The sequence below is a fragment of the Brevibacillus migulae genome (assembly GCF_004521915.1).
Classification (GTDB): domain Bacteria; phylum Bacillota; class Bacilli; order Brevibacillales; family Brevibacillaceae; genus Brevibacillus_F; species Brevibacillus_F migulae.
In genome coordinates this window covers 383659-406649 of the sequence record NZ_SDKD01000002.1, presented here as the reverse complement: position 1 = coordinate 406649, position 22991 = coordinate 383659, and the positions used below count along the sequence as shown (strand labels likewise).

Genomic DNA, 22991 nt, shown 5'->3' with positions numbered 1-22991 from the left:
TAGAGAAATAAAAAGGCTGTCGACTTTCTCGACAGCCTGAAGCAGGCATCACGATGCCTGCTTTTCCTTTCACGTATCAGCGAGTAATTATTCAGTCGTATCCACAATCCCATGTCGAGTCAGGATAACGGCTTTTCCTCGGACCTTAATGGCAGAAGTATGCTCGGTAAATTGAGCCAGCATGACCTCTCCCTTGTCCAACTTTTCCGTGTGATGAAACCGCGTGTCTGTACCGCGCGTTAACCCTATGACATTCACGCCGTTCTCCTTTGCCTTAATGACAAAGAAGTCTTGCTGTCCTTGAACATTTCCATTATCAGACAAACTGCTTCCTCCTCACCTAGCCGTAAATACGACTGGTAATTTTATCGACATAACGTTGTGTCTCTTGCGGGAGTTGCCTTGCTTTTTCCTCAAACTCGGCATCGGTATCGATATCTAAGCGGTCAATGCGGCCCGGGCCAGCGTTGTAAGCAGCCAGCGCCACCTTCACATTCCCATCGTACTTCCGCAGCAAATCACGCAAATATTTGGTGCCGCCTTTGAGGTTTTGCTCCGGGTCAAACGAATCCGTCACCTTCAAGGAACGAGCTGTACTGTCCATCAGCTGCATTAATCCTTTGGCACCTGCGCGCGAGACTGCATTTGGGTTGAAGTTCGACTCAGCCCGTACCACCTCACGCACCAAATTGGCATCTACTCCATAGGATTTCGCAATCCGCTCGATTTTCTCCATGACGCTTCCCTGATTCATCGAAGCTTGAGATCGGCCGGTTCTCAGGGCAGAAGAGGTTTCGTGGCTCACCTGCTGCTGGCTTGTATAAATACCATCATATTGAAAAGTAGGGCTTCCGTCCAAATCAGCAAGGATCTCTTCCGAAGAAACGATCATTTGACTGTTTTCCATTTCCTGCATTAACAGATCCTCAAACGTGCTATCCTGTGCGGAATCGGTCAGGTTTCCCCCACCCAGCTGGTTAGGCTCTGCTGTATGTACGTTGCTCAAGCTCTGGATCCACGCACGAAACTGAGGAGTCACATTCATTCCCTCTCACTCCTTTGCCGACATAGTTCTATTATAGTGGACAACCAGATGTTCGCCAAGTTGATAATTCCTGTCAATACTCCCATGCTGAAACAGCTGAGAGGGAGAAGCGCAAAAGAAAAACGCTCCTTCTGATGGCAATCAGGAAAGGAAGCGTTGGTTGATTTCGCTACAAGTATGGTCGGAATGCAGGGATTCGAACCCTGGACCTCACCCACCCCAAGGGTGCGCGCTACCGGGCTGCGCCACATCCCGACTGTACTTAGAAAATATACAATATAATACAATCCATGTCAAGATAGATTTAGGAGACGATATGGACTGACGTCACGTGATGTCCCTTTGCTTCCAGCTCCTTGGTCATCTCATCGGCCTCCCTGCGTCCTCCCGGGAAGCGAAGCAACAGGATCACCTTGCCGTTTTGATTATGATGAAGCTCCGCAATACTGGTAATGTTCCCGATGCGATCGGACACCAAGGAGGCAACCTCTGCCAGTACACCTGATCGGTCATCGAGTTCCAGCGTCATGCGGATGCCAGGTTTACCCGCCCCTAGGATGGTAATCAGGGAATCAAATACATCCGCTTCGGTGATGATGCCGACCAGCTTGCCGTTTTCCACGACCGGTACGCCGCTGATGCTGTTATTGCGCATGATCAAGATGGCTTCTTCTACCAACATATCTGGGGAAATGGAGATGATCTTTTTCGACATCACATCTTTCACTTTTACTTGTTCCAGTAAATAATGAACCTCATGCTTGGACAGCAAGGTAGCTTCCGATGGCGATGCTTTCAGGCAGTCTCCCTCCGTCAAAAAGCCGATGACCACGTTGTCAGCATTGACAACCGGAAAACGACGAATCTTCCATTCTTTCATTTTGGCTATGGCTGCTGAGATGGATGTTTCGGCAGTGACGGTCTTGGGATTGGTTTTCATCCATTGTCGTACGATCATGCGTGATTCCCCCTATGATCATGCCCGTAATAGGACTGCAAACCAATTGTATTACAAGCATTCCCGAAATAAAAGAAGAACTCATCCAAGGAAAGGACAAGTTCCGTTTTTCGCCTTATTTGATCAGACTGAATACTTCTGCACGCGCCGCACTGTCGTGTTCGAAAATTCCGCGCACTGCTGAAGTAACGGTTTTCGATCCAGGCTTTTTAACACCGCGCATGGTCATGCACATGTGTTCTGCCTCGACTACCACTACCACACCGTGCGGATCCAGTTTTTTCATGATCGCATTCGCAACAGTCGCCGTGATTCTTTCCTGCAGCTGCGGGCGTCTTGCCACCGACTCAATCGCTCTGGCCAGTTTGCTCAAGCCGACGACACGACCGCCGCGAGGAATATAGGCGACGTGCGCCTTCCCAAAAAACGGTACCAGATGGTGTTCGCACATCGAGTAAAACGGAATATCTTTCACTAGAACCATTTCCTCGTGCTCTTCGCTAAAAACGGTTTCGAAATATTTTTCTTCGTCGACCGCCATTCCCTCAAATGCTTCTTCATACATTTTCGCTACGCGCTTAGGTGTATCCAGAAGCCCTTCACGATCTGGATTTTCTCCGACTGCTTCCAGAATCATGCGGACGGCTTGCTTTATTTTTTCGTGATCCACTTTCACTGTGTTTCCTCCTTCTCTCCGGTGAACTCCCCACTGTCATTGTTGACCTGAACCGGAGCTTGCTATGCATAGGTCGTCCATCTATTTTGCGACAGAACAAACCCATATTACCATAATGGTTGGAAAAAATGCAAAAAATCCACATTTTGCAATGTGGATTTTTTATGTAGGTACATCAGGAATTGTTAAATTACTTGATGGAGTCCTTCAGTTGCTTACCTGGTTTGAAAGCTGGGATTTTGCTAGCAGCGATTTCGATTTCTTTACCAGTTTGTGGGTTACGACCTTTACGAGCCGCGCGCTCACGAACTTCGAAGTTACCAAAACCGATCAATTGCACTTTATCACCTGTTTTCAAAGCATCCGCAATCGCATCAAGAACTGCATCAACTGCTTTTGCAGCGTCTTTTTTCGTAAGTTCAGTAGTCTCAGCTACCTTTGCAACGAGTTCTGTTTTGTTCATATCTTTCACCTCCCCTCAAAGGGTTGCTATAGTTATTACAACTTTTAACCGAAATCCCTGATTTTATACGCTTTGTTGGGTGTTTTTACCGTTCTGACAAACCTATAGTAATACACCACTCTTGTAAATTCAAGCCTTTTCCTGTCGAAATCTACCGAAATCAAAAAAGACCCCCTGATAATAGGGAGTCTAGCACCTTTTACTAGGTCTTTTTTACTAGTTTTACAGAATAATCGCGATTAAACCGCCGGAGCCTTCGTTAATGATTCTGCCAAGTGTTTCTTGCAGTTTGTAGCGCGCATTGTCCGGCATCATTGTAATTTTCGCCTGAATGCCTTCTCTTACGATGGAATGCAGGGAGCGTCCAAAAATATCGGAATTCCAGATCGCCAATGGATCTTTGTCGAAATCTTGCATCAGGTAACGAACCAGCTCTTCGCTCTGTTTTTCCGTCCCGATGATCGGTGCGAACTCGGACTCTACATCGACGCGGATCATGTGGATGGACGGTGCTGTTGCTTTCAGACGGACACCGAATCGAGGCCCTTGGCGGATCATCTCTGGTTCGTCCAGCGTCATTTCATGGAGAGACGGCGCTGCGATGCCATAGCCCGTGGATCTTACCATGTGCAAGGCTTCTGCCACCTGATCGTATTCCCGTTTGGCATGTGCGAACTCCTGCATGATTTTCAGCAGATGGTCTTTACCTGAGATCTCCACCCCGACGATTTCCATTAAGATCTGGTCATACAGCTCATCTGGAGCGTACAGGTCAATCTCAGCAATCCCTTGCCCCATGTGCATGCCAGCCAAAGCTGCTCGCTCCACAAAGTCATATTCGCCGAAATGTCCAACCACGCGGTCCACATCGCGTAGTCTGCGAATATCCTTGACGGTGTCGCGTACAGCTTCTTCGTAGTTTTGGCGCAGCCAGTGACCGCCCTCCAGCACCATGACCCAGCTTGGCAGGTTCACATTTACCTCGTGTACTGGGAATTCAAAGAGCACTTCCCGGAGCAGGACGAGGATTTCGTTTTCACTCATGTTATCAACGGAAAGCGCCAATACCGGTACATCGTATTTGTCCTGCAGCTCTTGTCGCAGCGATTGGGTTTCTTCTGAACGTGGTCTGACCGAGTTCACCACAATGACAAATGGTTTCCCCACTTCCTTGAGCTCGCTTACGACCCGCTCTTCCGCTTCTACATAGCCTTGACGCGGGATTTCCGCAATGGAACCATCCGTAGTGACGACGATGCCAATCGTGGAATGCTCCTGGATGACTTTTCGTGTGCCTACCTCGGCCGCTTCCTCAAATGGAACAGGCTCTTCATACCAAGGCGTGTTCACCATTCTTGGACCGTTATCATCCTCAAAGCCTTTCGCTCCATAAACCGTATATCCAACGCAGTCAACGAGGCGGACATTGATACTAAGTCCTTCTGCTACGTTGATTTGCACCGCTTGATTCGGCACGAACTTCGGCTCTGTGGTCATGATCGTACGGCCAGAAGCACTTTGCGGCAGTTCATCCGTAGCGCGAATACGTTCGGATTCGGTCTGGATGTTGGGGATCACAACCTGTTCCATAAATCGCTTGATGAATGTGGATTTCCCCGTACGAACAGGCCCGACCACGCCCAGATAAATATCGCCGCCTGTTCGTTCTGCAATGTCTTTAAAAATGTCAATACGCTCCACCTTCGATGACCTCCTTCTATTTGTCTATTTTTACACTATGACTGTTTTTCCGATTTATCCCTCTATTTCTCCACTTGCACAGGGAATCTCGTACTAGATTTGTGGACAGTACATGTATATGTAAAAGATATATGTTTAGAACAAAAAAGGTCTTTCTCCTTTGGTTGCCCGCTAGTATGCCAACCAAGCTTCATGAATAACGAGGAGACGTTTTTTCACGTTAGCAAATTTGGCTACACCCAGCTTTTGGCAAGCCTTCGTTGCACTTAGGTGGATACGAATTTTTTACATACTTATCCAGCAAAAAAAGCGCCCCGAAGAGACGCTTTTAATCGATGATGAGCGGTAACAGGCGTGGTTCTCCGTTGACCAGCTCATAAGGAAATGATTTGATGGGTACAAACATAGATTCCCTGGCCAACACATAGCGAGGGTCTGTTTGAGGTGGCACTTGCAGCTTTGGATTGTTGCGCAGGGTGGTTGCAATATCCGCCGCATAATCAATGCCCACTTCGCCCCGCTCATTCATGATTAACGGGAGCCATTGATTGGTGATGGAACTGTTTACCTGCACATCCTGCATACCGATGGCTTTGCCGGATATGGTGAAATAACCGTTGCCGATTTCCTTTTCCACAGGAAGTTTGCCATAGTGGCTCACATAGCGATTCACTGCCGTTTGCACATCAGCTACCTTGCTCACAGCTGCCAGATTGGCGAGCCGAACAAGCGGCTTTGTTTCGACGTCTACGAGTACATATTTGTAGACACCGCCTTTTTCAAACGCATTCGCCGGCACATCCGGCACGTATTTTGGCATGAGCATGCGGAAATCCACTTCATATTTTTCGAAAATCGGGGTATCCAGCGGTTTGGTCACGATGGGCAGCACGCCTGTATCCGTGTGGTATTGATCAATCGCTTTTTGTGTCGCTTCCAGATAGAACGTGCTGGGCACTTGATTTTGCGCCAAGCGTTCCTCGGGGTAAAGGCAGCCTGCCAGCAATGACGATACCACTGCCACGATCCCGATAAACGCAGCATGCTGCCACATTCGCTTGATTTTTCTATGCAAAGGCACATGAGTTGCTACCATTCTTCTTCCTCCTCGGCTCGCTGTCTCTCCAACGCAGCCTGTACAATTGATTTTAGACGGTTATCGGGTATGCGAACGACGCAATCCTTCCCGGTCACCCGAGCCTGACAGCCAAGACGGATCTGGTCCAGCAAATCCTTTTCCTGCATTTTGCGGCGCTCCAGCTCGCTGGGGGGACTGACTTCTCCCTGCTCAATCACCACTTTACACATCAGGCATGAAGCATGCCCGCCACACCGCTGCGGGATGATGATCCGATGCGCACCAGCGAGACTTACGAGGGTTTGCCCTTCCCGTGCCTTTACCGTCTTTCCCCCAGGCAAAAAGGTTACTTTGGGCATAGCGGTTCCTCCGGTTCAATAAGGTTGGTGCTGTAGCGTAATCGGCCCTGGAGTGGTCACCTTGATTTGGCAGCCTAGACGATATCCCTGTGCACGCTCCGCTTTTCGCAGACGCAGCTTTTCTTCCTTGGTCACTTCGTTGAGGAATTCGGCACCCTCCACGACCAATGTACGGCACTGAGCGCAAATCCCGCGTTCACAAGCATAACTCCAAGGGATTTTTTGCTTTTTGGATAGTTGGACAATGCTGATGCCTACCTCGGGCTCCACTTCTACCGTGCCTGTCCTAGATTGTAAGATTAGCTTCACCTTTGACCGCCTCCTATGCAATCAACACGATCAAAATCATACCCAATGTGACCAGCAGCAACAAAAAGGCAAGCGCTTTTATCAGAAAACGAACCCATCCGTTTTTGAATTTCCGCGAGAAGATCACCATAATATTGCAAACAAACATAAAAAAAATAGCCAATAAAGAAATATTCATTTTTGTCATTGGATCAATCGTCATAACCAATACAGCACCCTTTACAAGTTTTCTCTATCTTTGGTCATTATAGCATACTTTCCGTGACACGAACCTAGTTTCAAACAACCGCATAGACTGTTATGACGATATGAAATGGAGGGAAGAACATGAATCAACGCAAGTGGCGTAATCCATATACACCGCTATCCAAAAAAACTGGTCAATCGACCGCAGGTTCCAATGCCCCTGCTTCCCTTGCCGTGACCGCAAAGAAAACGTTACCCACTCTTGACCTGCGCTCATCCGTATCCAAGATGCGAAGCAATATTAAGGGAATCAGCAGCACCATCCGGCAAATGGAAGAAACCATGGATACGCTGTATGGAGCGATGGAAATAGTGGACTCGATTGGCAATCGAGCCAGCAGAGGCTCCACAGCCCCGCAGGGAAGAAGCGGCCGGGAGCTGCCTGCTCCTGAACCGGATGACACGGACACCCCTTCCGAAAGCGGCTCAGGAGGCAGCAATCCTTTGGCGAACATCGATATGAGCCAGCTGCTCGGACTTTTGCAATCCCCCTTGGTCCAATCCTTGCTCAGCCAAAGCACCAGCTCTTCAGCAAAACGAAAAAAAGAGGGATGATCTCCCTCTTTTTTTCGTGCACCGTATCCGCTTGACATGCATGATTTTTCCTGCACGGCAAATGCGTGTGGCAGCTGCCGCGCAGGATGCTGTAGGCCAGCCATGTCCCTGTAGAGCCATGATTGTTCCTAGTCTTACTTTATGGATAATTTCAATTGTGGGTAACGGTCATAATCGCCCATTTCTTGCAGGGCTACAATAACTTTTTCAGTGACTGCACGTTGTTGATATCAATCTGCTTGTCACGAAACATCTGCAGGATTTGTTCTTCTTTTTCGGGTGTGATGGATGCGCCGCTGAATGCAGAGAGCGTCCGGATTAACTGGCGTAATTTGGCCTCATCCTCGAAGTCACTTTTTTTCATTTGACCCGCAATGGATCGGAGCTGCCCTTCATCCAGTCCAGGCGTCGACTTCCCGCGCAATTTATCGAGAAACAGGCGAGACACACTCTTACTCATCTGAACTCCTCCTTCATAGACAATAGGTTTCAAGCTATCTTATGAAGGAGTCCATTTTTTGGTGATTCGCCTAGAGCGGCTTTCCTTCCATCCAATCCATTTCGTATGTGCGCATGCGACCCATCAGTTCTTCTACACCCTGCCGCGGCGTTTTTTGCTCAAACAGGATCTCGTACATGATGCGCGTAATCGGCATCTCCACATGCTCACGTTCAGCCAGCTGATTAGCCGCCTTGGTTGTGCGGACACCCTCCACCACCATGCCCATATTGGACAGAACTTCGTCAAGAGAAATGCCTTGTCCAAGCATATAGCCAGCCCGCCAGTTGCGACTGTGCTTGCTCGTGCAAGTCCCGATCAAATCTCCCACACCGGCTAGTCCCAAAAAGGTCGATGGATTGGCTCCCATGTTGACACCGAGTCGGGTAATCTCGGCTAGCCCCCGGGTCATCAAAGCGGCTTTGGCATTATCTCCAAAGCCCAGTCCATCGGAAAGGCCCGCTCCCAGCGCGATGATGTTTTTGAGCGCACCAGCGATTTCGGCGCCAACCATGTCAGAATTGGTGTACACGCGGAAATAATTGGTCATGACTAGATCCTGGGCTTCCAGCATGCTTGTTTCAGAAGAAGACGAAACAACCACCGTCGTAGGGGCCTTGATGATGACTTCCTCCGCATGGCTTGGACCCGTCAGGACTGCCAGACGTTGAGCGAGGTGTGCAGGTACCTCTTCCTGTATGACCTCCGAAATCCGCTTCAGACTATCCAGTTCAAACCCTTTGATCGCATGAATCAGCAATACATCCGGTTCGAGGAATGGCGCCAATTGCTTCATGACTCCGCGAATGGCATGGGAAGGCAGAACGAGGATCACTGCCTTTTTTCCCGTAACCGTTGCTTCCAGGTCTGTACTCGCTGTAATTAGCGGGGACAACGATACATTTGGAAGATATTTATGATTGATGTGACGCTGATTGATTTCTTCTGCAAGCTCTGCATCACGCATCCAGAGCGTTACCTCATGCTGATTATCGGCGCATACCGAAGCCAGTGCTGTGCCCCAGCTGCCCGCACCGATAACGGCCACTTGCTTCTTCAACCACATCTCCCCCCTTCACTCATTTCAAATCTTTTGGTGTCTTTTCCCCGATTTTACGCTCTTTGCCTGCCAATAAATTGCGGATATTCGAATAATGTCTGACGAAACCAAATACCGTGATAATCAGAACGACAAGGCAAAGGGGAAGGTTATGCGTTAAAAAGTATAGGAGAATCGGAAATGCCGTTACAAACACGAGTGAGCCCAAAGAGACATAACGGGTAATCGCAATGACAGCAACGCAAAGAAGCACGCTGATGATAAACGCAAGCGGGGAAATCAGGAGAGCTACCCCAATTGTCGTCGCAATGCCCTTGCCTCCACGAAATTGAAAAAAGATGGGCCAATTGTGCCCGATGATCGCGAAAATTCCTGCAAGTGCACCGATGACAGTATTGCTGTCGGATATCCACCAAGCAAAAGCTACCGCCGCCATCCCTTTGATCGCATCCAAGAGCAATACAAGGATGGCCGGCCCTGTCCCTAACACACGCAAGGTATTGGTAGCCCCGGCATTTCCGCTCCCGTGGGAACGAATGTCGATACCGGCTACTTTTTTGCTGATCAGATAACTAAAGCTAATCGAGCCTAACAAATAGCTGACCACCGCGGATAAAACGAACTCCATCGCTCTTTTTCTCTCCCTAAGTTTTTTGTCGTGTCAGGATACGGATGGGCGTTCCCTCGAAAACAAAAGCTTCCCGAATTTTATTCTCTATGTATCGCTCATAGGAAAAATGCATAATCTCCGGATCATTCACGAACAAGATGAACGTAGGAGGCTTCACTGCCGCTTGTGTTGCATAGCTGATCCGCAAACGTTTTCCCTTGTCGGTTGGCGGAGGCGTCATGATTTGCGCTTCGTTGATCAATTCGTTCAAGGTAGAAGTCGAGACGCGCATCGTGTGGGCATCGGCTACCTCGTTCACTTTTGGCAAAATGGTGTGGATGCGCTGCTTCGTCTTGGCTGATACGAACAAGATCGGAGCATAGGAGAGATATTTGAACCCATCGCGGATCTCTTCGATGAATCGGTTCATCGTCTTGTCATCCTTCTCCACCGCATCCCACTTGTTCACAACGATAATGATGGCCCGCCCGGCTTCATGGGCATAACCGGCAATTTTTTTGTCCTGCTCGATAATGCCTTCTTCTCCATTCAGCACTACCAGCACAACATCCGAATCCTCGATGGCTTTCATCGCGCGCATGACGCTGTACTTCTCCGTGGACTCATACACTTTGCCGCGCTTGCGCATCCCTGCCGTATCAACGAGGACATACTTTTGTCCTTCGCGGGTAAAAGGGGTATCAATCGCATCGCGGGTAGTACCGGCCACATCGCTGACGATCACACGCTCTTCTCCCAGCAACGCGTTGGTCAAAGAAGATTTCCCTACATTCGGACGTCCGATAATGGACACGCGGATGACATCATCCTCTTCCTCTTCTTCTTCCTTTTTCGGGAAATGCGATATCACCGCATCCAGCATATCCCCCAATCCCAAACCGTGCGATCCGGAAATCGGGAATGGTTCGCCTAAGCCAAGCTGGTAGAAGTCATAGACTTCCATCCGCATCTCGGGATTGTCCAGCTTATTGATGGCGAGCACAATCGGTTTTCCCGTGCGATTAAGCATCCGTGCCAGCTCCAGGTCAGCATCGGTCGCACCGGTACGGCCATCCGCGATCATCACGATCACGTCCGCTTCATCAATCGCGAGCTCTGCCTGGACGCGCATCTGCGTCAAGATCTCATCCGTCTCGCCAAATTCAATTCCGCCGGTATCAATTACATGGAAGTAGTGGTTTAACCACTCGCCTTTTCCATACAAACGGTCACGTGTAACTCCCGGCATGTCTTCTACAATTGCAATACGTTCACCGACAAGCCGATTAAAGATCGTGGACTTTCCTACATTCGGGCGTCCAACAATCGCGACAACAGGTAATCCCATGGTTTTCAACACTCTCTCTCGTCTAGCATTTTTCGTTAGTAATCATACCATACTCTATGAATGGCGAACAACGATCAGCGTATTCGCGTTTAATTCGTGTACCATTGCATCTAAAATTTTTTCCAACGTAAAGGCAGTCTCTTGCAATTCCTTGGGGGACTGTACGACGAAAATGGGGGCTCCTCCAGCAACGGCTTCCTTCTGGGTTGTTACGACGGCGACAATTTTGGTGCTCATTTTAGCTTCCTCCCTTTGCATTGACCGGCGCTTCCTTTGGCATGCGTATCGCACTCTCCAATATCGGCACATTTTCAATGACGACCCGTGCTTTTTCCGCATCTCGCACGAGCGGCAGAAGGAAGACTCCCAGTCTCCCCGTCTTCAAATCCCTTTTCACCATCGGAGTCAATGAGGGTTCCCCTTCATCGGTATAAACCCCTAGAATAGTGGCAGCGTCGTGAAGAATCGCTTGGCGCTGTCCCGGGTGAGAGATCGTGACATTCGCGTTGAGGTTTTTCGGACGCAAGATAAAACCCATGCCACGTTCTCGAATCGTCTGCTGCCCATCCTGCAAGCCGACGTTCATGATGTAAATATCGCCTACATACAGATCCTTGCCTTCCACTCGCAGTTCGGCAGGCACCACCTCAACGATATGCGACAATGACTTGCCGGATTTTAAAAAACGGGCCAATACCAAGGATAGCAGCCCGACCAGCACACCTCCCCACCACGCAAACAGGACGGTGGCGAACGTGGTCACGAGAGCGCTCAGGATCACCAGATAATTGCGCCCTTCGAACACCATCGCGATCCCTTCGATATACGTCTGTCCCCGAGGCACCAGCTCATGCTGATCAATTTCCGACAGTGTCTTTCGCTCCATGTTCCGAACATCACGGAACTGCTGAGCGGCCAGCGATAAAAACGTAATCGCGGTGTAGTCCTCTTTCAGCAGGGAAGGCACCGCTACAGCACCAAGAGCCGACGCGATTACACCGAGCGATACGTGAATGATTTTCCCGTGCGGATGAGTCGGATATTGCCGATAATCCGTCTGCAGCAGATAGAGTCTGGTCAGGATGCCAAAACCGAAGCCGATGATCAAGGGAATGACAAATTCATTCGCCAGCAATTTCGTAATCAGGATGCATCACCTTCTCACATAGGTCTTCGCCTTCCATTTCTCTACGAGATGGACCCGCAAGAGACTGAAGCCTTTTGTCATCACGCTCCACGCAAAAGCCACCAGGATCCAGAGCGAAAGCACACTCCAGAGCAAATCCTGCGCATACTCCCCTCCGACGATGCCGTTCTCCCATTGCGCTTCATTGCTGATCACATACAATCCATCCGCGAGCGGCAGGGATAGAAGCAAAATCACCAGCTGCTGCTGCCATTCTCTTACCAGCAGAAAGGTGGTGCATACCAAGACGAGCGGCAATAAAATATGCTCATCCATGATCAGTAAAACAGGATCCCAGAAAAAGAGCTTTCGCGCAGCAAACTGGAGAAAGACCGAAAACAGCACGGAAAGCACACAATAATGCTTCCCCTCGGCAGGGAGCACAGACCAGACCCAAGCAGCCGCCATTATCGGCAAAAGCGTCCCACTTACATTGATAGACACAGGCAAAAAGTAAAGCTGCCAATTCGCATAGGCACAGACCAAGCTGAGCATCAAACCGGCAAGAGCGACGGCTCGGCTTACTCGTATCCGTTGCAGCGCTCGATCAAACAGTCCCATCCAAAGCAAACAGAGCAGACACCATTGCGTAATGAGCGAAATGACCCCGTCGTTCATGTTCCTCTCCTCAGCCTCGAGAATCTCTCCAAAAGTATGCCCAAAGCTGAGAGTTTCATAACGCGCCCTGTCTGATCCCGCGTTGGACGGCCCATGACCATAATTCACTGCTCAGTGTGTACGGTCGTGCCCTGAGTTGCGATAATTGCTCACAGCCTAGTGCGGTAAGCGTCATGCGGATCTGATGGTGAAGATGGTCGACCGCCTCCAGACATTGCTCCATCGCTTTCGTCTGGACCAGCTCGAGAAAGGTACCTGCCATGCCGGCTGCAGAAGCTCCCAATGCGATGGCCTTGCATACATCAAGACCGTGCCGAATACCCCCGCTGGCAACAAAGTCTACATCCGGCCGTTTCCAGGCACCGGCTTCCAAAAGGCTCTGCACTGTGGACAATCCCCACGTTTCAAACATGTGCAGCGGGTCATCTCGCCGCTTATTTTCGATTTCCGCAAAATTGGTGCCGCCATGCCCCCCAACGTCGATGATGCGTACACCGACGTCGACGAGACGCTGGTAGGTTTCCCGTGACATCCCAAACCCGACCTCTTTGACGATGATCGGAACCCCCGCTTCCTTGACCATCCGCTCCACATTCTGCAGGTATCCGGTAAAATCACGATCCCCCTCCGGCATGATCAATTCTTGCATGACATTGAGATGGATTTGCAGCCCATTGGCTTCGATCATAGCAACTGCCCTTTTTGCCTGCTCGACACTGGCCTCCGCGCCTAAATTCGCAAAGATAATTCCTGCTGGATTCTCCCTGCGCACGATGGAATAGGTTGCTTCCACCTCCTTGTCCCTCATCGCTGCCATTTGCGAGCCAACCGCCATCGCCAGTCCCTTTTCTTTTGCGACGATCGCCAGCTTCTGGTTAATCTCCTGTGTTTCAACAGAGCCGCCTGTCATTGCGTTGATCATAATCGGTGACGAAAGCTCCCAACACGCTAACCGGGTAGCAAGCGAGGAGTTACCATAATATATATTCGGTAAACTATTTGGCAAGAAAATCATCTCATCAAAATGACTCGATTTCTCTCTTTTTGTCGCTAGCGCGTGTTGGACATGCTCCCATTTCCTTGATGATCTGCTCATCGTATCACCCACCCTTTTTACGCAAAAAGGGGATACGCCCATGTGCGCATCCCCTCATTTCGCCATTCTTATTTGAACTTGTCTTTCAGGTCTCCAAACAAATCTCCCAACGTTACTCCCAAGGGTTGATTGTTTTCTTGCTGGAAGCTTTGCTGTTCGCGGCGATTTGCACGCTCCACTTCGACGGTGCGATCTTCCTCAAGCGCACGAATGCTCAGGCTGATGCGCTGCTCGGAAGGGATCACGTCGAGAATCTTCACTTGCACCTCTTGCCCTTCTTTGACGACTTCAGAAGGAGCATTCACATGGCGGTTGGCCATTTGCGAGATATGGACCAAGCCTTCGATGCCAGGAGCCAATTCAACGAAAGCCCCAAAGGAAACCAAACGCTTCACAGTTCCTGTGACCACGTCGCCCTTTTTGAATTGCTGGCCAGCGACATCCCATGGACCTGGCTGGGTTTCCTTCATGCTCAAGCTGATGCGCTCGTTATCCTTGTCGACTTTCAAGATTTTCACCTTGACCTTGTCGCCTTCTTTCACTACATCCGACGGTTTATCGACACGTGTCCATGCCAACTCGGACACATGAACCAATCCATCCACACCGCCGATATCGACGAACACGCCAAAGTCTGTCAGGCGCTGCACGGTACCATCCAACACTTGGCCAGGCTGGAGATTCTCGAGGACGCCTTGCTTTTGTTGTTGTGCCTCTTGCTCCAACACCGCTTTGTGGGAGAGGATCACTTTGTTTTTCTCTTTGTCCATTTCTACTACTTTCAGCGTCAGGGTATTGCCTACATAAGAGGAGAAATCCTCAACAAAATGACGCTCGACCATGGATGCCGGCACAAAACCGCGCAGTCCCACGTCTACCACGAGGCCGCCTTTGACGACCTCTTTCACAGGAGCCTCAATGATCTCTCCCGACTCCATTTTTTGCGAAAGCTCATCCCATGCTTTTTCCACAACCAAAGCTTTTTTGGAGACGACCAGCTCTTCTTTGTCATCATTTATTTTCGTCACTTTTACTTCGAATTCGTCTCCTACTGAAACGACATCAGACACTTTTTCAACATGAAGGCCTGACAGCTCACTGATGGGGATTAGGCCGTCATATTTGTAGCCCACATCTACCAAAGCCTGCTTTTCTTCCACTTTGGTCACTTTTGCTTTGACAACATCCCCAACAGAGAGAGTTTTCACATCTGTAAGGCTCGTTGCGTTGCTCGTTTCTTCCATCATGAACAAAACCTCCTTGAATACCACCCAACTCCTGCGCTACGGGATATGAAGCGGCGATAAAAGTATATATTGCAACCACTGCCGGTGAGCAAGTGATTAGCTGATGACGTCAGTGTTACAGGTAAAATTAGTATTCTTCCACATCTGGTTTTCCATACTTTGCACTGCGTTTTTTATGTCTATCTATAATTTATATGGACGAATGAGTTCTTTAATGCTTTGCATGATGAGTTCTGTTGTTTCTTTCATGAGTTCCGAATCCGCTTTTACTGCTCGCTGCGCAGACAGATCTATCGGTTTCCCATAAATAATCGTGATTGGCCGAAATGGTTTGTAAGGACCCACAATACCTACGGGAATCACGCTCGCATCCGATTTAAGAGCAAACATGGAAGCCCCTGATAACCCCTCACCTACTTCGCCGGTCGTACTTCTTGTGCCTTCCGGAAAAATGCCGAAGATCTTGCCTTCCTCCAGCAGCTTTAACGTATTGCGGATCGCGCTTCGATCACCTGCACCACGCTTTACCGGAAATGCCCCGAATTGGGTGATCAAGTAACCAATAACCGGGATTCGGAACAGCTCTTCCTTGGCCATAAAGTGGACTTGACGTTCGATCCCGCTGCCAACCAGCGGCGGATCGAGCAAGCTGATATGATTGGAACAAAGAATCACTGCCCCTTCCGTCGGGATATTCTCCGCTCCGATCACACGCCAGCGATAGATCGTTGAAAATAACAATCGAAAACAACCGCGAAAAAATCGATACAGCTTCACTTTGCTTTTTCACCCATTCGCTTGCAGATTTCCAAGATTTGCTCGACAACCTCATCTATCGTTTTTCCTGATGTGTCTACAAGCACGGCATCCTCAGCCTGCTTGAGCGGCGCTACTTCACGTTCGCTGTCTCGTTTATCCCGCTCGGCAATTTCGGCTTCCAGCTCCTCCAGTGAAGTTTCATGCCCTTTTGCCTGCAGCTCAGCTAAGCGCCTTTCCGCACGCTCCCTGATTGAAGCCGTCAGAAAAATTTTCACTTCGGCATTCGGCAATACGTGTGTACCGATATCGCGTCCATCCATCACGACGTTTCCTTCTTTTGCCAGTTCCCGCTGCAAAGCGAGCATCTGCATGCGCACTTCACCATGGCTGGCGACGATCGAAGCATACTGGCTGACTTCCGGCGTGCGAATTTCGGAGGTTATGTCAATCTCGTTCCAAAACACAAGTTGTTCCTGTTGATTGCGAGCCAAACGGATACGGTTTTTTTCCAATAATCGGGAAACCGCTTGTTCATCCGTTACTTCGATTCCTTCACGCTGCACTGCCCATGCCAAAGCCCGGTACATGGCTCCGGTGTCGATATAAACGTATTGAAGTCGAGCAGCAACGATCTTGGCTACTGTACTTTTTCCTGCTCCTGCTGGTCCGTCAATTGCAATATTCATCCTTGTACCCACCTGCTGCCAAATTTGTCGAATTTTCACAACGATCACACCCAAAAAGAAAGAAAGCTTCGATCGAAGCCTTCTCGACGAAGCTGTTGCTGACCTTTAGGCCCATTGCTTGGTATATCATACCATATTTCCGGCGAGTGAGCAAACCTCATGGCTGCGGGGAAATGCCCTCCAGCCGTTCCGTTTCCACCAAAACATTCCGCACGGGAGCGATGTCTTTGACAAGCTCACCTGCCAAAAGCAATGCAGCACTGAGGGAAAGCAGCAAGATAATGCCCCTCTCAATCCTTCGTGAAAAACGTTTGAAGCGTTCGTTGTAGTCGTTGGTTCTGTTCATACGACAGCACCCCTATTAACCGCTTTGTTTATTCACCCATGCCTTTTTTGCGAAGCTCCAGCTGGCGTTCATAACAGGCTCTGATCACTTTTGCCTGGTCCGCCTGCGATATTGTTACGAATTTCAGGGAGACCCATTGATGCTCTCCTTTTTCCTCAGGCAGCTTGCAGCGTGTCACTTCCGCTTCCGCATACGAATGGGAAATCACCCCGGCCTTATGAGGGAGCGCCATCCATACTTCCAGCTTATCCCCTACCTTTAACCGATAATGATCCGGACAGGTAAAAGCCATCCCCCCGCCACTGAGGTCGGTTGTCCGAGCAAGAAAATGGTAGTTGCGGACATTATCCATCGTTTTCACAGCGATCTCGACATGAGTTTCCACCCGCAAATAATTGCGGCGCTGCATCCGTGTCAAAGCTTCTTTCTCCGGAAGCCTCATCAGAAGCAAGCGGACGTTTTCTTTTTGCTCTCCTTCGACTTCCGTCTGAAACTGATAGGTAGAGCCATCCTCTGCAAAATAGGAAACCTCGATGTGGGTGCCAATGGGAAACTGCGACATCTTGCCGGTTTCTTCCTGAATCGGCATTTCGATGGCTACCTGTTCGCCCTGAATATCTGCCACGCGTGATTTGTAGGTTGGTTTGCTTATATTTTCATCCATGCTGACTTTTTTAATGCGTAACAATTGGCCAATTCGTGGTAGCACACTCACAAGAGCTCCTCCTCCATACACTGCTAGCCCATATTATACACGCTGATGGAGAAGTACGGCAAATAGGGAAAGCTTCGCCAGGGCTTTCCCTCTCCGATCAAACTCGCTTGTCTCACGAACTCAATTTCACGATTTCCTCTTCGTCCCCTGTTTTGGCATTGATATAGACGCGATATACCTCATCCTGCAGGTGTCCGGTAAATTCGTAGCAAAGAACCTCCTTGCCGTCCTTTTTCCCTTCGATGATCGCGAGGCGGGAATTGCTCACCCGTACATTCGGATTGACCATCGTACGCGCCTGCTGCTGACTGATTTTCGGCTTTTCCATTCTGCGCGGTTTATGGTTGAACAGGTACTCCACGGCATGGAAGCCGGTAACATCCCCTGTATCCAGCGCGACTTTCAGCGTAATCGCATCGGGATAAATGCGGACCCCATTTTTCTCGGGAACAAACACAAATACTCCCAGTCCGTCGTACGTATCGCTTTCAGCGGCCACCATATCGGCGTAGCCATGCGCCTGAAGGAATTTTGCCCCGCTCACTGCGGCCTCATCCAGCGTCAGATTCTCTTCCTTGATATCGCGTTCATTTAACAGCCAGCTCACTTTTCCGCCACGTTTGGTCACTTCCAGGTTAACCGGACTGACCAATGGCCCTCCTGTCAAGCGTATGCTGTAGGCTTGGTATTCGTTCGATCGACCATTTTCCTCGACATCTGCTTTCACAGCATTCCGGTTAAGCCCGACGAACTGCAGCGCCGTAGCCACGGCCTCTTCCTTGCTCACTGATCTTCCGCTGATGCCCTTGATCCGTTGTTGTTTCTTGTGATCAAGGCTCTGTACAGTGACGCCCCAATCGACCTCGGGAAACTCCTGCACCCGTTTTTCAACCGTGCGGAAGCCATCGATGATCGTGTTGTCCGACTTTTTGTCATCAGACGCGAGGGCCGTCTCTACGTCCATCCAGCGCAGCTTTTTGTCCAGCACGTCTGTTTGCACATGATCCAGCTGCTTCATGATTTCCGTCGAATTTTTGTACAAGCTTTGCAGCGTCTTGTACTCTTGCTGCGAAAGGGGCTCTGCATTCAAGTCTCGAACGGCAACCGCATAAGAGAAATCAGCTACTTTTGCTAAAAATTCTTCGGTATTGTTAAACGGCATTAGAGTGAGCGGCAGTTGGCCCACATCGGACTGAGCGGCATACGCCAGTCTCCAAACATTCGTCAAGCAAGGCGTAATTTGCTTGCGGCTGTTGATAACGAGTGACTTGCCCAGCTCATCATGCAATTTATCAATGTGGTAATTCAAATCATGAAACGCTCGCTGATATTGATTTTCCGCCTTGATCAGAATCGAGTTTTTTTCAGTATTCTCCTGGTACCCCCACATTCCCGCTCCGGCAAGTGCCAATACCGCTACCGGGAAAAGGACGCGTGAGACAGCTCCATACACCACAATGTTTCCTCCCTTCTAGAGTCGCCAGTCCACCATCTTGCTTACCGGCAAAAGATATGTTTGCCGATGCGTTTCACCTGCGGCCTGCTCCATATCCACTTGGAGGTGGCCGTCGCCGGATTGAAATAATATGTACATCCTCCCGTTGGATCCCAGCCCTTCAAGGCATCCTGCACGGCTTTTCTCGCCCGCTCGTTGGGTTGCAGCCAGATTTGTCCATCCGCCACAGCCGTAAATGCCCGCGGTTCAAAAATCACACCAGCAGGAGTCTCAGGGAAATTTGGGCTTTTCGTCCGATTCAGGATGACTGCCGCAATGGCCACTTGACCGATATAAGGTTCGCCCCTGGCCTCGCCGTACACCGCATTGGCCATCAGCTTCAGATCATTCGCGGACAGCTGGGAAGGATGGAAGGTTTTCGTTTTCTTCGCTTTCTTTGCGGGAGCTGCCCAATCCTGAGTACTGACCGCTACCGCATCCTGCCCTTTCCACTCCTGGCTCGATAAGACATACACCACCCCGACTGTCGTCAGTGCCACCATGACCAGCAGGATATAAAACAAGCTCCCGCGCGTCCTCTGCATGCCATTTGCCTCCTTCGCCTTCACATGTTGCTCTTTCTTAAAGTAGTGTGAGTGGGAGCTTGGGGCTTTATGCAAAAAAAAGAAGAACTGGCAAATACCAGTTCTTTCCGCTTAGGAATGCCCTTCTTCAAGAATATCAAAGTGCCGATCATTGTCACACAGACACTGTTTGAAACCAGTATCCACTACTCCCTCTGGACCTCTTCGCCCCCGAAGAGTAAATCGCTCACCACATACATTGCAACGAATGGTCACTTTTGCTCGTTCGTTCTTTGCCACGATTCGTCTCCTCCTCAAGAGCTAGTGTGGACGATTTCGACTGGTTTTAGAACCGAACTGATGCGCACGTTCAATATTTTTTAACCCGAACCACCACAGGAGCAGCATGAACGGCAGAATCATCCAGAACCAATGCTCCGTACTTAAAAAGATCAGATTGTAAACGGCATGTAAACTGACCGGTACGAGCAAGGAAAGCAACAAACGGCGGTTTTTCAAACCTGTCTCCTCCGTGAATTTCCCCTTGCCCAAATAATAGCCCATCCATATCCCGAACAATGCATGACCGGACACCGGCAGCAATGCCCGCCAAAACGCAATATTCATCCCGTTAATCCATAGGTAAAAAAAGTTTTCAAGTGTAGCAAAACCTAGTGAAATCGCTACAGCGTACACAATCCCGTCGTAAGGTTCATCAAATTCCACATGTTTGTAGGCGGTCTGGTAGACGACCAGCCACTTGAAGAGCTCTTCAACCAGCGCAGAGGAAACAACCGATTGAAACCAGACTGCAGTCCAGTTCCATTCCGTCTGCATAATATATTGAAGCATCATGATCGGAAACACGAGCAAAATCCCAAATAAAAAAGATCGGATGACCATCGAAATGGGCTCCGGCTGTAAATTGTCACGCAGATAAAAATAGCACAATAGTGCAATACCGGGAGCAATCGCTGCACCCACCAAGGCAATCATTATGTATTGCTCCTTTACATGGACTACCATTCATCGTACCATGAAAGATAGTTTATTGAAAACCCGCAACAGGAGAGGGTATGTCATGAAAAACGTGTTAGTGATCAATACCGGGGGAACCATCGCCATGTCCGTGGATGAACAGGAAGGCGTAAAACCGGTTGATGACCAAGCAGTCCATAAGATTTTGCCATATGTCCAACAGTACGCGGACGTTACCATGATGAATTATGTGAACTTGCCGAGTCCGCACATTACACCACCCATCATGAATCAATTGCGTTTGAAGATAAATGAAGAGTGGTCCAAAAAACCATACGACGGCATCGTAGTCACTCATGGCACCGATACGCTGGAAGAGACCGCATTTTTCCTTGACCTCACTCTGCCAATCACGGTTCCGATCGTGGTCACAGGCGCTATGCGCAGCAGTAATGAATTGGGAGCAGATGGCCCCGTTAATTTGATTTCGTCTGTACGCACCGCCATCGACCCTTCCAGTCATAACAAGGGCGTGCTGGTCGTATTCAATGACGAAATCCATGCAGCCCGCCACGTCACCAAGACGCATACCAGCAATGTCGCAACTTTTCAATCGCCGCAATACGGGCCGATCGGTACCATTACGAAAAAACATGTGGTCTATCACCATGCCCCGCTCGAGCGTGAATATTACCCCGTGGTTCACGCGAACGCCAATGTGCCCTTGTTAAAAGCGGTGGCCGGGATGGAGCCCGCGTGGATACAGTTCCTGTTGGAGCAGCCGATCGATGGACTGGTCATCGAAGCCTTCGGTCTGGGGAATCTGCCTCCTGCCATTCTCCCCACCTTGCAGAAGCTGTTGGATAAATCCGTTCCGATCGTGCTCGTCTCCCGCTGCTTCAATGGCCAGGTGCAGGATGTGTATGACTATGAAGGCGGCGGCAAAAAATTAAAGCAAATGGGAATGATTTTCTCCAATGGTCTGAATGGCCAAAAGGCACGATTGAAGCTCATGGTCGCCCTTGAACAAACGAAAGATTTTACGGTGCTGCAGCAATACTTCGAAGGTGATATCCTCGGATAAAAAGAAAAAGACCCGATTCCATTTCGGGTCTTTTTTTGTTATGTTTACACCCATCCACGGAAACGGGATGCTTCCGCCATTTTGCGGGCGCCCACCATGTAAGCGGCAAGGCGCATGTCCACACGACGAGTTTGGGACAGCGAGTAGACGTTGTCGAAGGATTTCACCATGACCTTCTCCAGCTTTTCTTCCACTTCTTCCTCGGTCCAGTAATACCCTTGGTTGTTCTGTACCCATTCGAAGTAAGAAACCGTTACCCCGCCAGCGCTTGCCAATACGTCTGGTACCAGCAAAATGCCGCGTTCGGTAAGAATTTTGGTAGCTTCCAGCGTCGTTGGTCCATTCGCTGCTTCCACGACGATCGAGGCTTTGATATTGTGCGCATTCGCAGCTGTGATCTGATTCTCGATCGCTGCTGGAACCAAGATATCGCATTCCAATTCAAGAAGCTCTTTATTGGAGATTGTGTTTGTAAACAATTTGGTAACCGTTCCGAAAGAATCACGGCGATCCAACAGATAATCAATATCCAGACCTTCTGGATCATACAATGCGCCGTAAGCGTCGGAAATCCCTACCACTTTGGCTCCGGCATCATGCATGAATTTGGACAGGTAGCTGCCCGCATTTCCGAAGCCTTGTACAACTACGCGAGCGCCTTCGAGTTGAATGCCGCGGCGTTTCAGTGCTTCACGGATGCAGATGGTTACCCCTTTGGCTGTCGCAGTCTCACGGCCGTGGGATCCACCCAATGCGATTGGTTTTCCTGTAATAAAGCCAGGAGAGTCAAATTCGCGGATACGGCTGTATTCATCCATCATCCACGCCATAATTTGCGAGTTCGTAAATACGTCCGGAGCCGGAATATCTTTGGTCGGACCTACGATTTGGCTGATCGCGCGTACATATCCGCGGCTCAACCGTTCCAATTCACGGAAAGACATTTCACGCGGATCGCAAATGATACCACCTTTACCGCCTCCGTATGGAAGGTCAACGATACCCGCTTTCAAGCTCATCCAGATTGAGAGCGCTTTAACTTCATCCTCAGTCACATCTGGATGGAACCGGATTCCGCCTTTTGTAGGACCTACAGAATCGTTGTGCTGCGCACGGTATCCCGTGAACACTTTTACTTCTCCATTATCCATGCGAACTGGGATGCGAACTTGCAGGACGCGCAGTGGCTCCTTCAACAGTTCATACATCGATTCCGGGTAACCAAGCTTTTCCAAAGCTTCTCTGATCACCGTTTGAGTAGATAAAAGCAGATTCATACTTTCTGTTTGCTTATCCGACCCTTGGGTGCTGCCGGCTACCGCTTCGTGTTTACCCATTATTTACCACCTC

29 protein-coding genes and 1 tRNA gene are annotated in these 22991 nt (G+C 49.6%); 2 read left to right on the top strand and 28 right to left on the bottom strand.

The genetic code is table 11. The annotated features are described in order from the left end of the window. Positions 1 to 87: 87 nt before the first annotated feature. From mtrB to EIZ37_RS26310, 11 genes are all read right to left on the bottom strand, one after another. Complete coding sequence (gene mtrB / locus EIZ37_RS04200; protein ID WP_134683295.1) at positions 88 to 324, bottom strand: trp RNA-binding attenuation protein MtrB; 237 nt, start codon at positions 322 to 324, stop codon at positions 88 to 90. 16 nt (positions 325 to 340) lie between these two features. Next, entirely contained in the window at positions 341 to 1045 is a 705-nt protein-coding gene (locus EIZ37_RS04195) for a lytic transglycosylase domain-containing protein (RefSeq protein WP_328591343.1), read from the bottom strand. Positions 1046 to 1223: 178 nt separating this feature from the next. After that, positions 1224 to 1300, bottom strand: a tRNA-Pro gene (locus EIZ37_RS04190). 49 nt (positions 1301 to 1349) lie between these two features. Then, positions 1350 to 2003, bottom strand: coding sequence for a CBS and ACT domain-containing protein (locus EIZ37_RS04185; protein ID WP_134683294.1), 654 nt, complete (start codon positions 2001 to 2003; stop codon positions 1350 to 1352). A gap of 115 nt (positions 2004 to 2118) precedes the next feature. Then, positions 2119 to 2679, bottom strand: a complete 561-nt coding sequence (gene folE / locus EIZ37_RS04180) for a GTP cyclohydrolase I FolE (RefSeq protein ID WP_134683293.1) — start codon at positions 2677 to 2679, stop codon at positions 2119 to 2121. 190 nt (positions 2680 to 2869) lie between these two features. Then, positions 2870 to 3142, bottom strand: a complete 273-nt coding sequence (locus tag EIZ37_RS04175) for an HU family DNA-binding protein (protein ID WP_134683292.1) — start codon at positions 3140 to 3142, stop codon at positions 2870 to 2872. A gap of 222 nt (positions 3143 to 3364) precedes the next feature. Next, positions 3365 to 4843 carry a stage IV sporulation protein A gene (gene spoIVA / locus EIZ37_RS04170; protein ID WP_134683291.1) on the bottom strand — a complete coding sequence of 493 codons (1479 nt, stop codon included), beginning with the start codon at positions 4841 to 4843 and terminating at the stop codon, positions 3365 to 3367. 328 nt (positions 4844 to 5171) lie between these two features. Continuing rightward, a complete protein-coding gene (locus tag EIZ37_RS04165; protein WP_134683323.1) occupies positions 5172 to 5897 on the bottom strand; it encodes a hypothetical protein in 726 nt (241 codons plus the stop codon). 35 nt (positions 5898 to 5932) lie between these two features. Next, positions 5933 to 6280, bottom strand: a complete 348-nt coding sequence (locus EIZ37_RS04160) for a 2Fe-2S iron-sulfur cluster-binding protein (protein WP_134683290.1) — start codon at positions 6278 to 6280, stop codon at positions 5933 to 5935. 15 nt (positions 6281 to 6295) lie between these two features. Next, a complete protein-coding gene (locus tag EIZ37_RS04155) occupies positions 6296 to 6589 on the bottom strand; it encodes a 2Fe-2S iron-sulfur cluster-binding protein (protein ID WP_134683289.1) in 294 nt (97 codons plus the stop codon). A gap of 13 nt (positions 6590 to 6602) precedes the next feature. Continuing rightward, positions 6603 to 6767 carry a DUF2768 family protein gene (locus EIZ37_RS26310; RefSeq protein ID WP_268898733.1) on the bottom strand — a complete coding sequence of 55 codons (165 nt, stop codon included), beginning with the start codon at positions 6765 to 6767 and terminating at the stop codon, positions 6603 to 6605. A gap of 149 nt (positions 6768 to 6916) precedes the next feature. On the opposite strand from EIZ37_RS26310, the gene EIZ37_RS04145 reads away from it, so the two are divergent. Then, on the top strand, positions 6917 to 7390 hold the full coding sequence (locus tag EIZ37_RS04145; protein ID WP_134683287.1) for a hypothetical protein: 474 nt from the start codon (positions 6917 to 6919) through the stop codon (positions 7388 to 7390). 193 nt (positions 7391 to 7583) lie between these two features. Here the strand turns inward: EIZ37_RS04145 and EIZ37_RS04140 are convergent, their stop codons facing one another. The 16 genes from EIZ37_RS04140 to prsW all read right to left on the bottom strand — a co-directional run bounded on the left by EIZ37_RS04140 (position 7584) and on the right by prsW (position 20575). Beyond that, the gene (locus EIZ37_RS04140; protein WP_134683286.1) at positions 7584 to 7850 is read right to left on the bottom strand and encodes a stage VI sporulation protein F; all 267 of its coding nucleotides are present in this window, start codon (positions 7848 to 7850) and stop codon (positions 7584 to 7586) included. Between the two features lie 70 nt (positions 7851 to 7920). Then, entirely contained in the window at positions 7921 to 8955 is a 1035-nt protein-coding gene (locus EIZ37_RS04135; RefSeq protein ID WP_134683285.1) for an NAD(P)H-dependent glycerol-3-phosphate dehydrogenase, read from the bottom strand. A gap of 13 nt (positions 8956 to 8968) precedes the next feature. Continuing rightward, positions 8969 to 9577 carry a glycerol-3-phosphate 1-O-acyltransferase PlsY gene (gene plsY, locus EIZ37_RS04130; protein ID WP_134683284.1) on the bottom strand — a complete coding sequence of 203 codons (609 nt, stop codon included), beginning with the start codon at positions 9575 to 9577 and terminating at the stop codon, positions 8969 to 8971. A 16-nt stretch (positions 9578 to 9593) separates the two neighbouring features. Next, on the bottom strand, positions 9594 to 10907 hold the full coding sequence (der, locus tag EIZ37_RS04125) for a ribosome biogenesis GTPase Der (protein WP_134683322.1): 1314 nt from the start codon (positions 10905 to 10907) through the stop codon (positions 9594 to 9596). Positions 10908 to 10961: 54 nt separating this feature from the next. After that, entirely contained in the window at positions 10962 to 11144 is a 183-nt protein-coding gene (locus EIZ37_RS04120) for a capping complex subunit for YIEGIA (protein WP_134683283.1), read from the bottom strand. Between the two features lies 1 nt (position 11145). Continuing rightward, the gene (locus tag EIZ37_RS04115) at positions 11146 to 12054 is read right to left on the bottom strand and encodes a YIEGIA family protein (RefSeq protein WP_134683282.1); all 909 of its coding nucleotides are present in this window, start codon (positions 12052 to 12054) and stop codon (positions 11146 to 11148) included. 6 nt (positions 12055 to 12060) lie between these two features. Further along, the gene (locus tag EIZ37_RS04110) at positions 12061 to 12711 is read right to left on the bottom strand and encodes a YphA family membrane protein (protein WP_134683281.1); all 651 of its coding nucleotides are present in this window, start codon (positions 12709 to 12711) and stop codon (positions 12061 to 12063) included. A 55-nt stretch (positions 12712 to 12766) separates the two neighbouring features. Next, a complete protein-coding gene (gene fni, locus EIZ37_RS04105; protein ID WP_134683280.1) occupies positions 12767 to 13807 on the bottom strand; it encodes a type 2 isopentenyl-diphosphate Delta-isomerase in 1041 nt (346 codons plus the stop codon). A 68-nt stretch (positions 13808 to 13875) separates the two neighbouring features. Continuing rightward, positions 13876 to 15054 carry a 30S ribosomal protein S1 gene (gene rpsA / locus EIZ37_RS04100; protein WP_134683279.1) on the bottom strand — a complete coding sequence of 393 codons (1179 nt, stop codon included), beginning with the start codon at positions 15052 to 15054 and terminating at the stop codon, positions 13876 to 13878. A gap of 183 nt (positions 15055 to 15237) precedes the next feature. Continuing rightward, positions 15238 to 15831 carry a lysophospholipid acyltransferase family protein gene (locus EIZ37_RS04095; protein WP_134683278.1) on the bottom strand — a complete coding sequence of 198 codons (594 nt, stop codon included), beginning with the start codon at positions 15829 to 15831 and terminating at the stop codon, positions 15238 to 15240. Continuing rightward, a complete protein-coding gene (gene cmk / locus EIZ37_RS04090) occupies positions 15828 to 16499 on the bottom strand; it encodes a (d)CMP kinase (protein ID WP_134683277.1) in 672 nt (223 codons plus the stop codon). The genes EIZ37_RS04095 and cmk overlap by 4 nt, the downstream gene beginning before the upstream one ends. Before the next feature lie 157 nt (positions 16500 to 16656). Beyond that, positions 16657 to 16845: a hypothetical protein gene (locus EIZ37_RS04085; protein WP_134683276.1), complete on the bottom strand. Its 189-nt coding sequence runs from the start codon at positions 16843 to 16845 to the stop codon at positions 16657 to 16659. Positions 16846 to 16873: 28 nt separating this feature from the next. Further along, positions 16874 to 17560, bottom strand: coding sequence for a flagellar brake protein (locus tag EIZ37_RS04080; RefSeq protein WP_235827880.1), 687 nt, complete (start codon positions 17558 to 17560; stop codon positions 16874 to 16876). A 112-nt stretch (positions 17561 to 17672) separates the two neighbouring features. After that, positions 17673 to 19016, bottom strand: a complete 1344-nt coding sequence (ypeB, locus tag EIZ37_RS04075; RefSeq protein WP_134683275.1) for a germination protein YpeB — start codon at positions 19014 to 19016, stop codon at positions 17673 to 17675. Between the two features lie 41 nt (positions 19017 to 19057). Then, positions 19058 to 19696 carry a cell wall hydrolase gene (locus tag EIZ37_RS04070; RefSeq protein ID WP_407921113.1) on the bottom strand — a complete coding sequence of 213 codons (639 nt, stop codon included), beginning with the start codon at positions 19694 to 19696 and terminating at the stop codon, positions 19058 to 19060. 204 nt (positions 19697 to 19900) lie between these two features. Further along, positions 19901 to 20575, bottom strand: a complete 675-nt coding sequence (gene prsW, locus EIZ37_RS04065; RefSeq protein WP_134683273.1) for a glutamic-type intramembrane protease PrsW — start codon at positions 20573 to 20575, stop codon at positions 19901 to 19903. 85 nt (positions 20576 to 20660) lie between these two features. Here prsW and EIZ37_RS04060 point away from each other — a divergent pair, with 85 nt between their 5' ends. Continuing rightward, positions 20661 to 21641, top strand: coding sequence for an asparaginase (locus EIZ37_RS04060; protein WP_134683272.1), 981 nt, complete (start codon positions 20661 to 20663; stop codon positions 21639 to 21641). A gap of 44 nt (positions 21642 to 21685) precedes the next feature. Here the strand turns inward: EIZ37_RS04060 and EIZ37_RS04055 are convergent, their stop codons facing one another. After that, positions 21686 to 22918, bottom strand: a complete 1233-nt coding sequence (locus EIZ37_RS04055; protein WP_205683777.1) for a Glu/Leu/Phe/Val family dehydrogenase — start codon at positions 22916 to 22918, stop codon at positions 21686 to 21688. Between the last annotated feature and the right edge of the window lie 73 nt (positions 22919 to 22991).

Bases quoted from the DNA above. Each gene is read 5' to 3' on its own strand.
- EIZ37_RS04120 (WP_134683283.1), bottom strand. From the start codon at position 11,144: ATGAGCACCAAAATTGTCGCCGTCGTAACAACCCAGAAGGAAGCCGTT.
- EIZ37_RS04185 (WP_134683294.1), bottom strand. From the start codon at position 2,003: ATGATCGTACGACAATGGATGAAAACCAATCCCAAGACCGTCACTGCC.
- EIZ37_RS04195 (WP_328591343.1), bottom strand. From the start codon at position 1,045: ATGAATGTGACTCCTCAGTTTCGTGCGTGGATCCAGAGCTTGAGCAAC.
- cmk (WP_134683277.1), bottom strand. From the start codon at position 16,499: ATGAATATTGCAATTGACGGACCAGCAGGAGCAGGAAAAAGTACAGTA.
- fni (WP_134683280.1), bottom strand. From the start codon at position 13,807: ATGAGCAGATCATCAAGGAAATGGGAGCATGTCCAACACGCGCTAGCG.
- EIZ37_RS04085 (WP_134683276.1), bottom strand. From the start codon at position 16,845: ATGAACAGAACCAACGACTACAACGAACGCTTCAAACGTTTTTCACGA.
- der (WP_134683322.1), bottom strand. From the start codon at position 10,907: ATGGGATTACCTGTTGTCGCGATTGTTGGACGCCCGAATGTAGGAAAG.
- EIZ37_RS04055 (WP_205683777.1), bottom strand. From the start codon at position 22,918: ATGAATCTGCTTTTATCTACTCAAACGGTGATCAGAGAAGCTTTGGAA.
- EIZ37_RS04160 (WP_134683290.1), bottom strand. From the start codon at position 6,280: ATGCCCAAAGTAACCTTTTTGCCTGGGGGAAAGACGGTAAAGGCACGG.
- EIZ37_RS04175 (WP_134683292.1), bottom strand. From the start codon at position 3,142: ATGAACAAAACAGAACTCGTTGCAAAGGTAGCTGAGACTACTGAACTT.
- prsW (WP_134683273.1), bottom strand. From the start codon at position 20,575: ATGATTGCCTTGGTGGGTGCAGCGATTGCTCCCGGTATTGCACTATTG.
- EIZ37_RS04135 (WP_134683285.1), bottom strand. From the start codon at position 8,955: ATGTGGTTGAAGAAGCAAGTGGCCGTTATCGGTGCGGGCAGCTGGGGC.
- rpsA (WP_134683279.1), bottom strand. From the start codon at position 15,054: ATGATGGAAGAAACGAGCAACGCAACGAGCCTTACAGATGTGAAAACT.
- EIZ37_RS26310 (WP_268898733.1), bottom strand. From the start codon at position 6,767: ATGAATATTTCTTTATTGGCTATTTTTTTTATGTTTGTTTGCAATATT.
- EIZ37_RS04110 (WP_134683281.1), bottom strand. From the start codon at position 12,711: ATGAACGACGGGGTCATTTCGCTCATTACGCAATGGTGTCTGCTCTGT.
- EIZ37_RS04165 (WP_134683323.1), bottom strand. From the start codon at position 5,897: ATGTGGCAGCATGCTGCGTTTATCGGGATCGTGGCAGTGGTATCGTCA.
- plsY (WP_134683284.1), bottom strand. From the start codon at position 9,577: ATGGAGTTCGTTTTATCCGCGGTGGTCAGCTATTTGTTAGGCTCGATT.
- EIZ37_RS04140 (WP_134683286.1), bottom strand. From the start codon at position 7,850: ATGAGTAAGAGTGTGTCTCGCCTGTTTCTCGATAAATTGCGCGGGAAG.
- EIZ37_RS04060 (WP_134683272.1), top strand. From the start codon at position 20,661: ATGAAAAACGTGTTAGTGATCAATACCGGGGGAACCATCGCCATGTCC.
- EIZ37_RS04145 (WP_134683287.1), top strand. From the start codon at position 6,917: ATGAATCAACGCAAGTGGCGTAATCCATATACACCGCTATCCAAAAAA.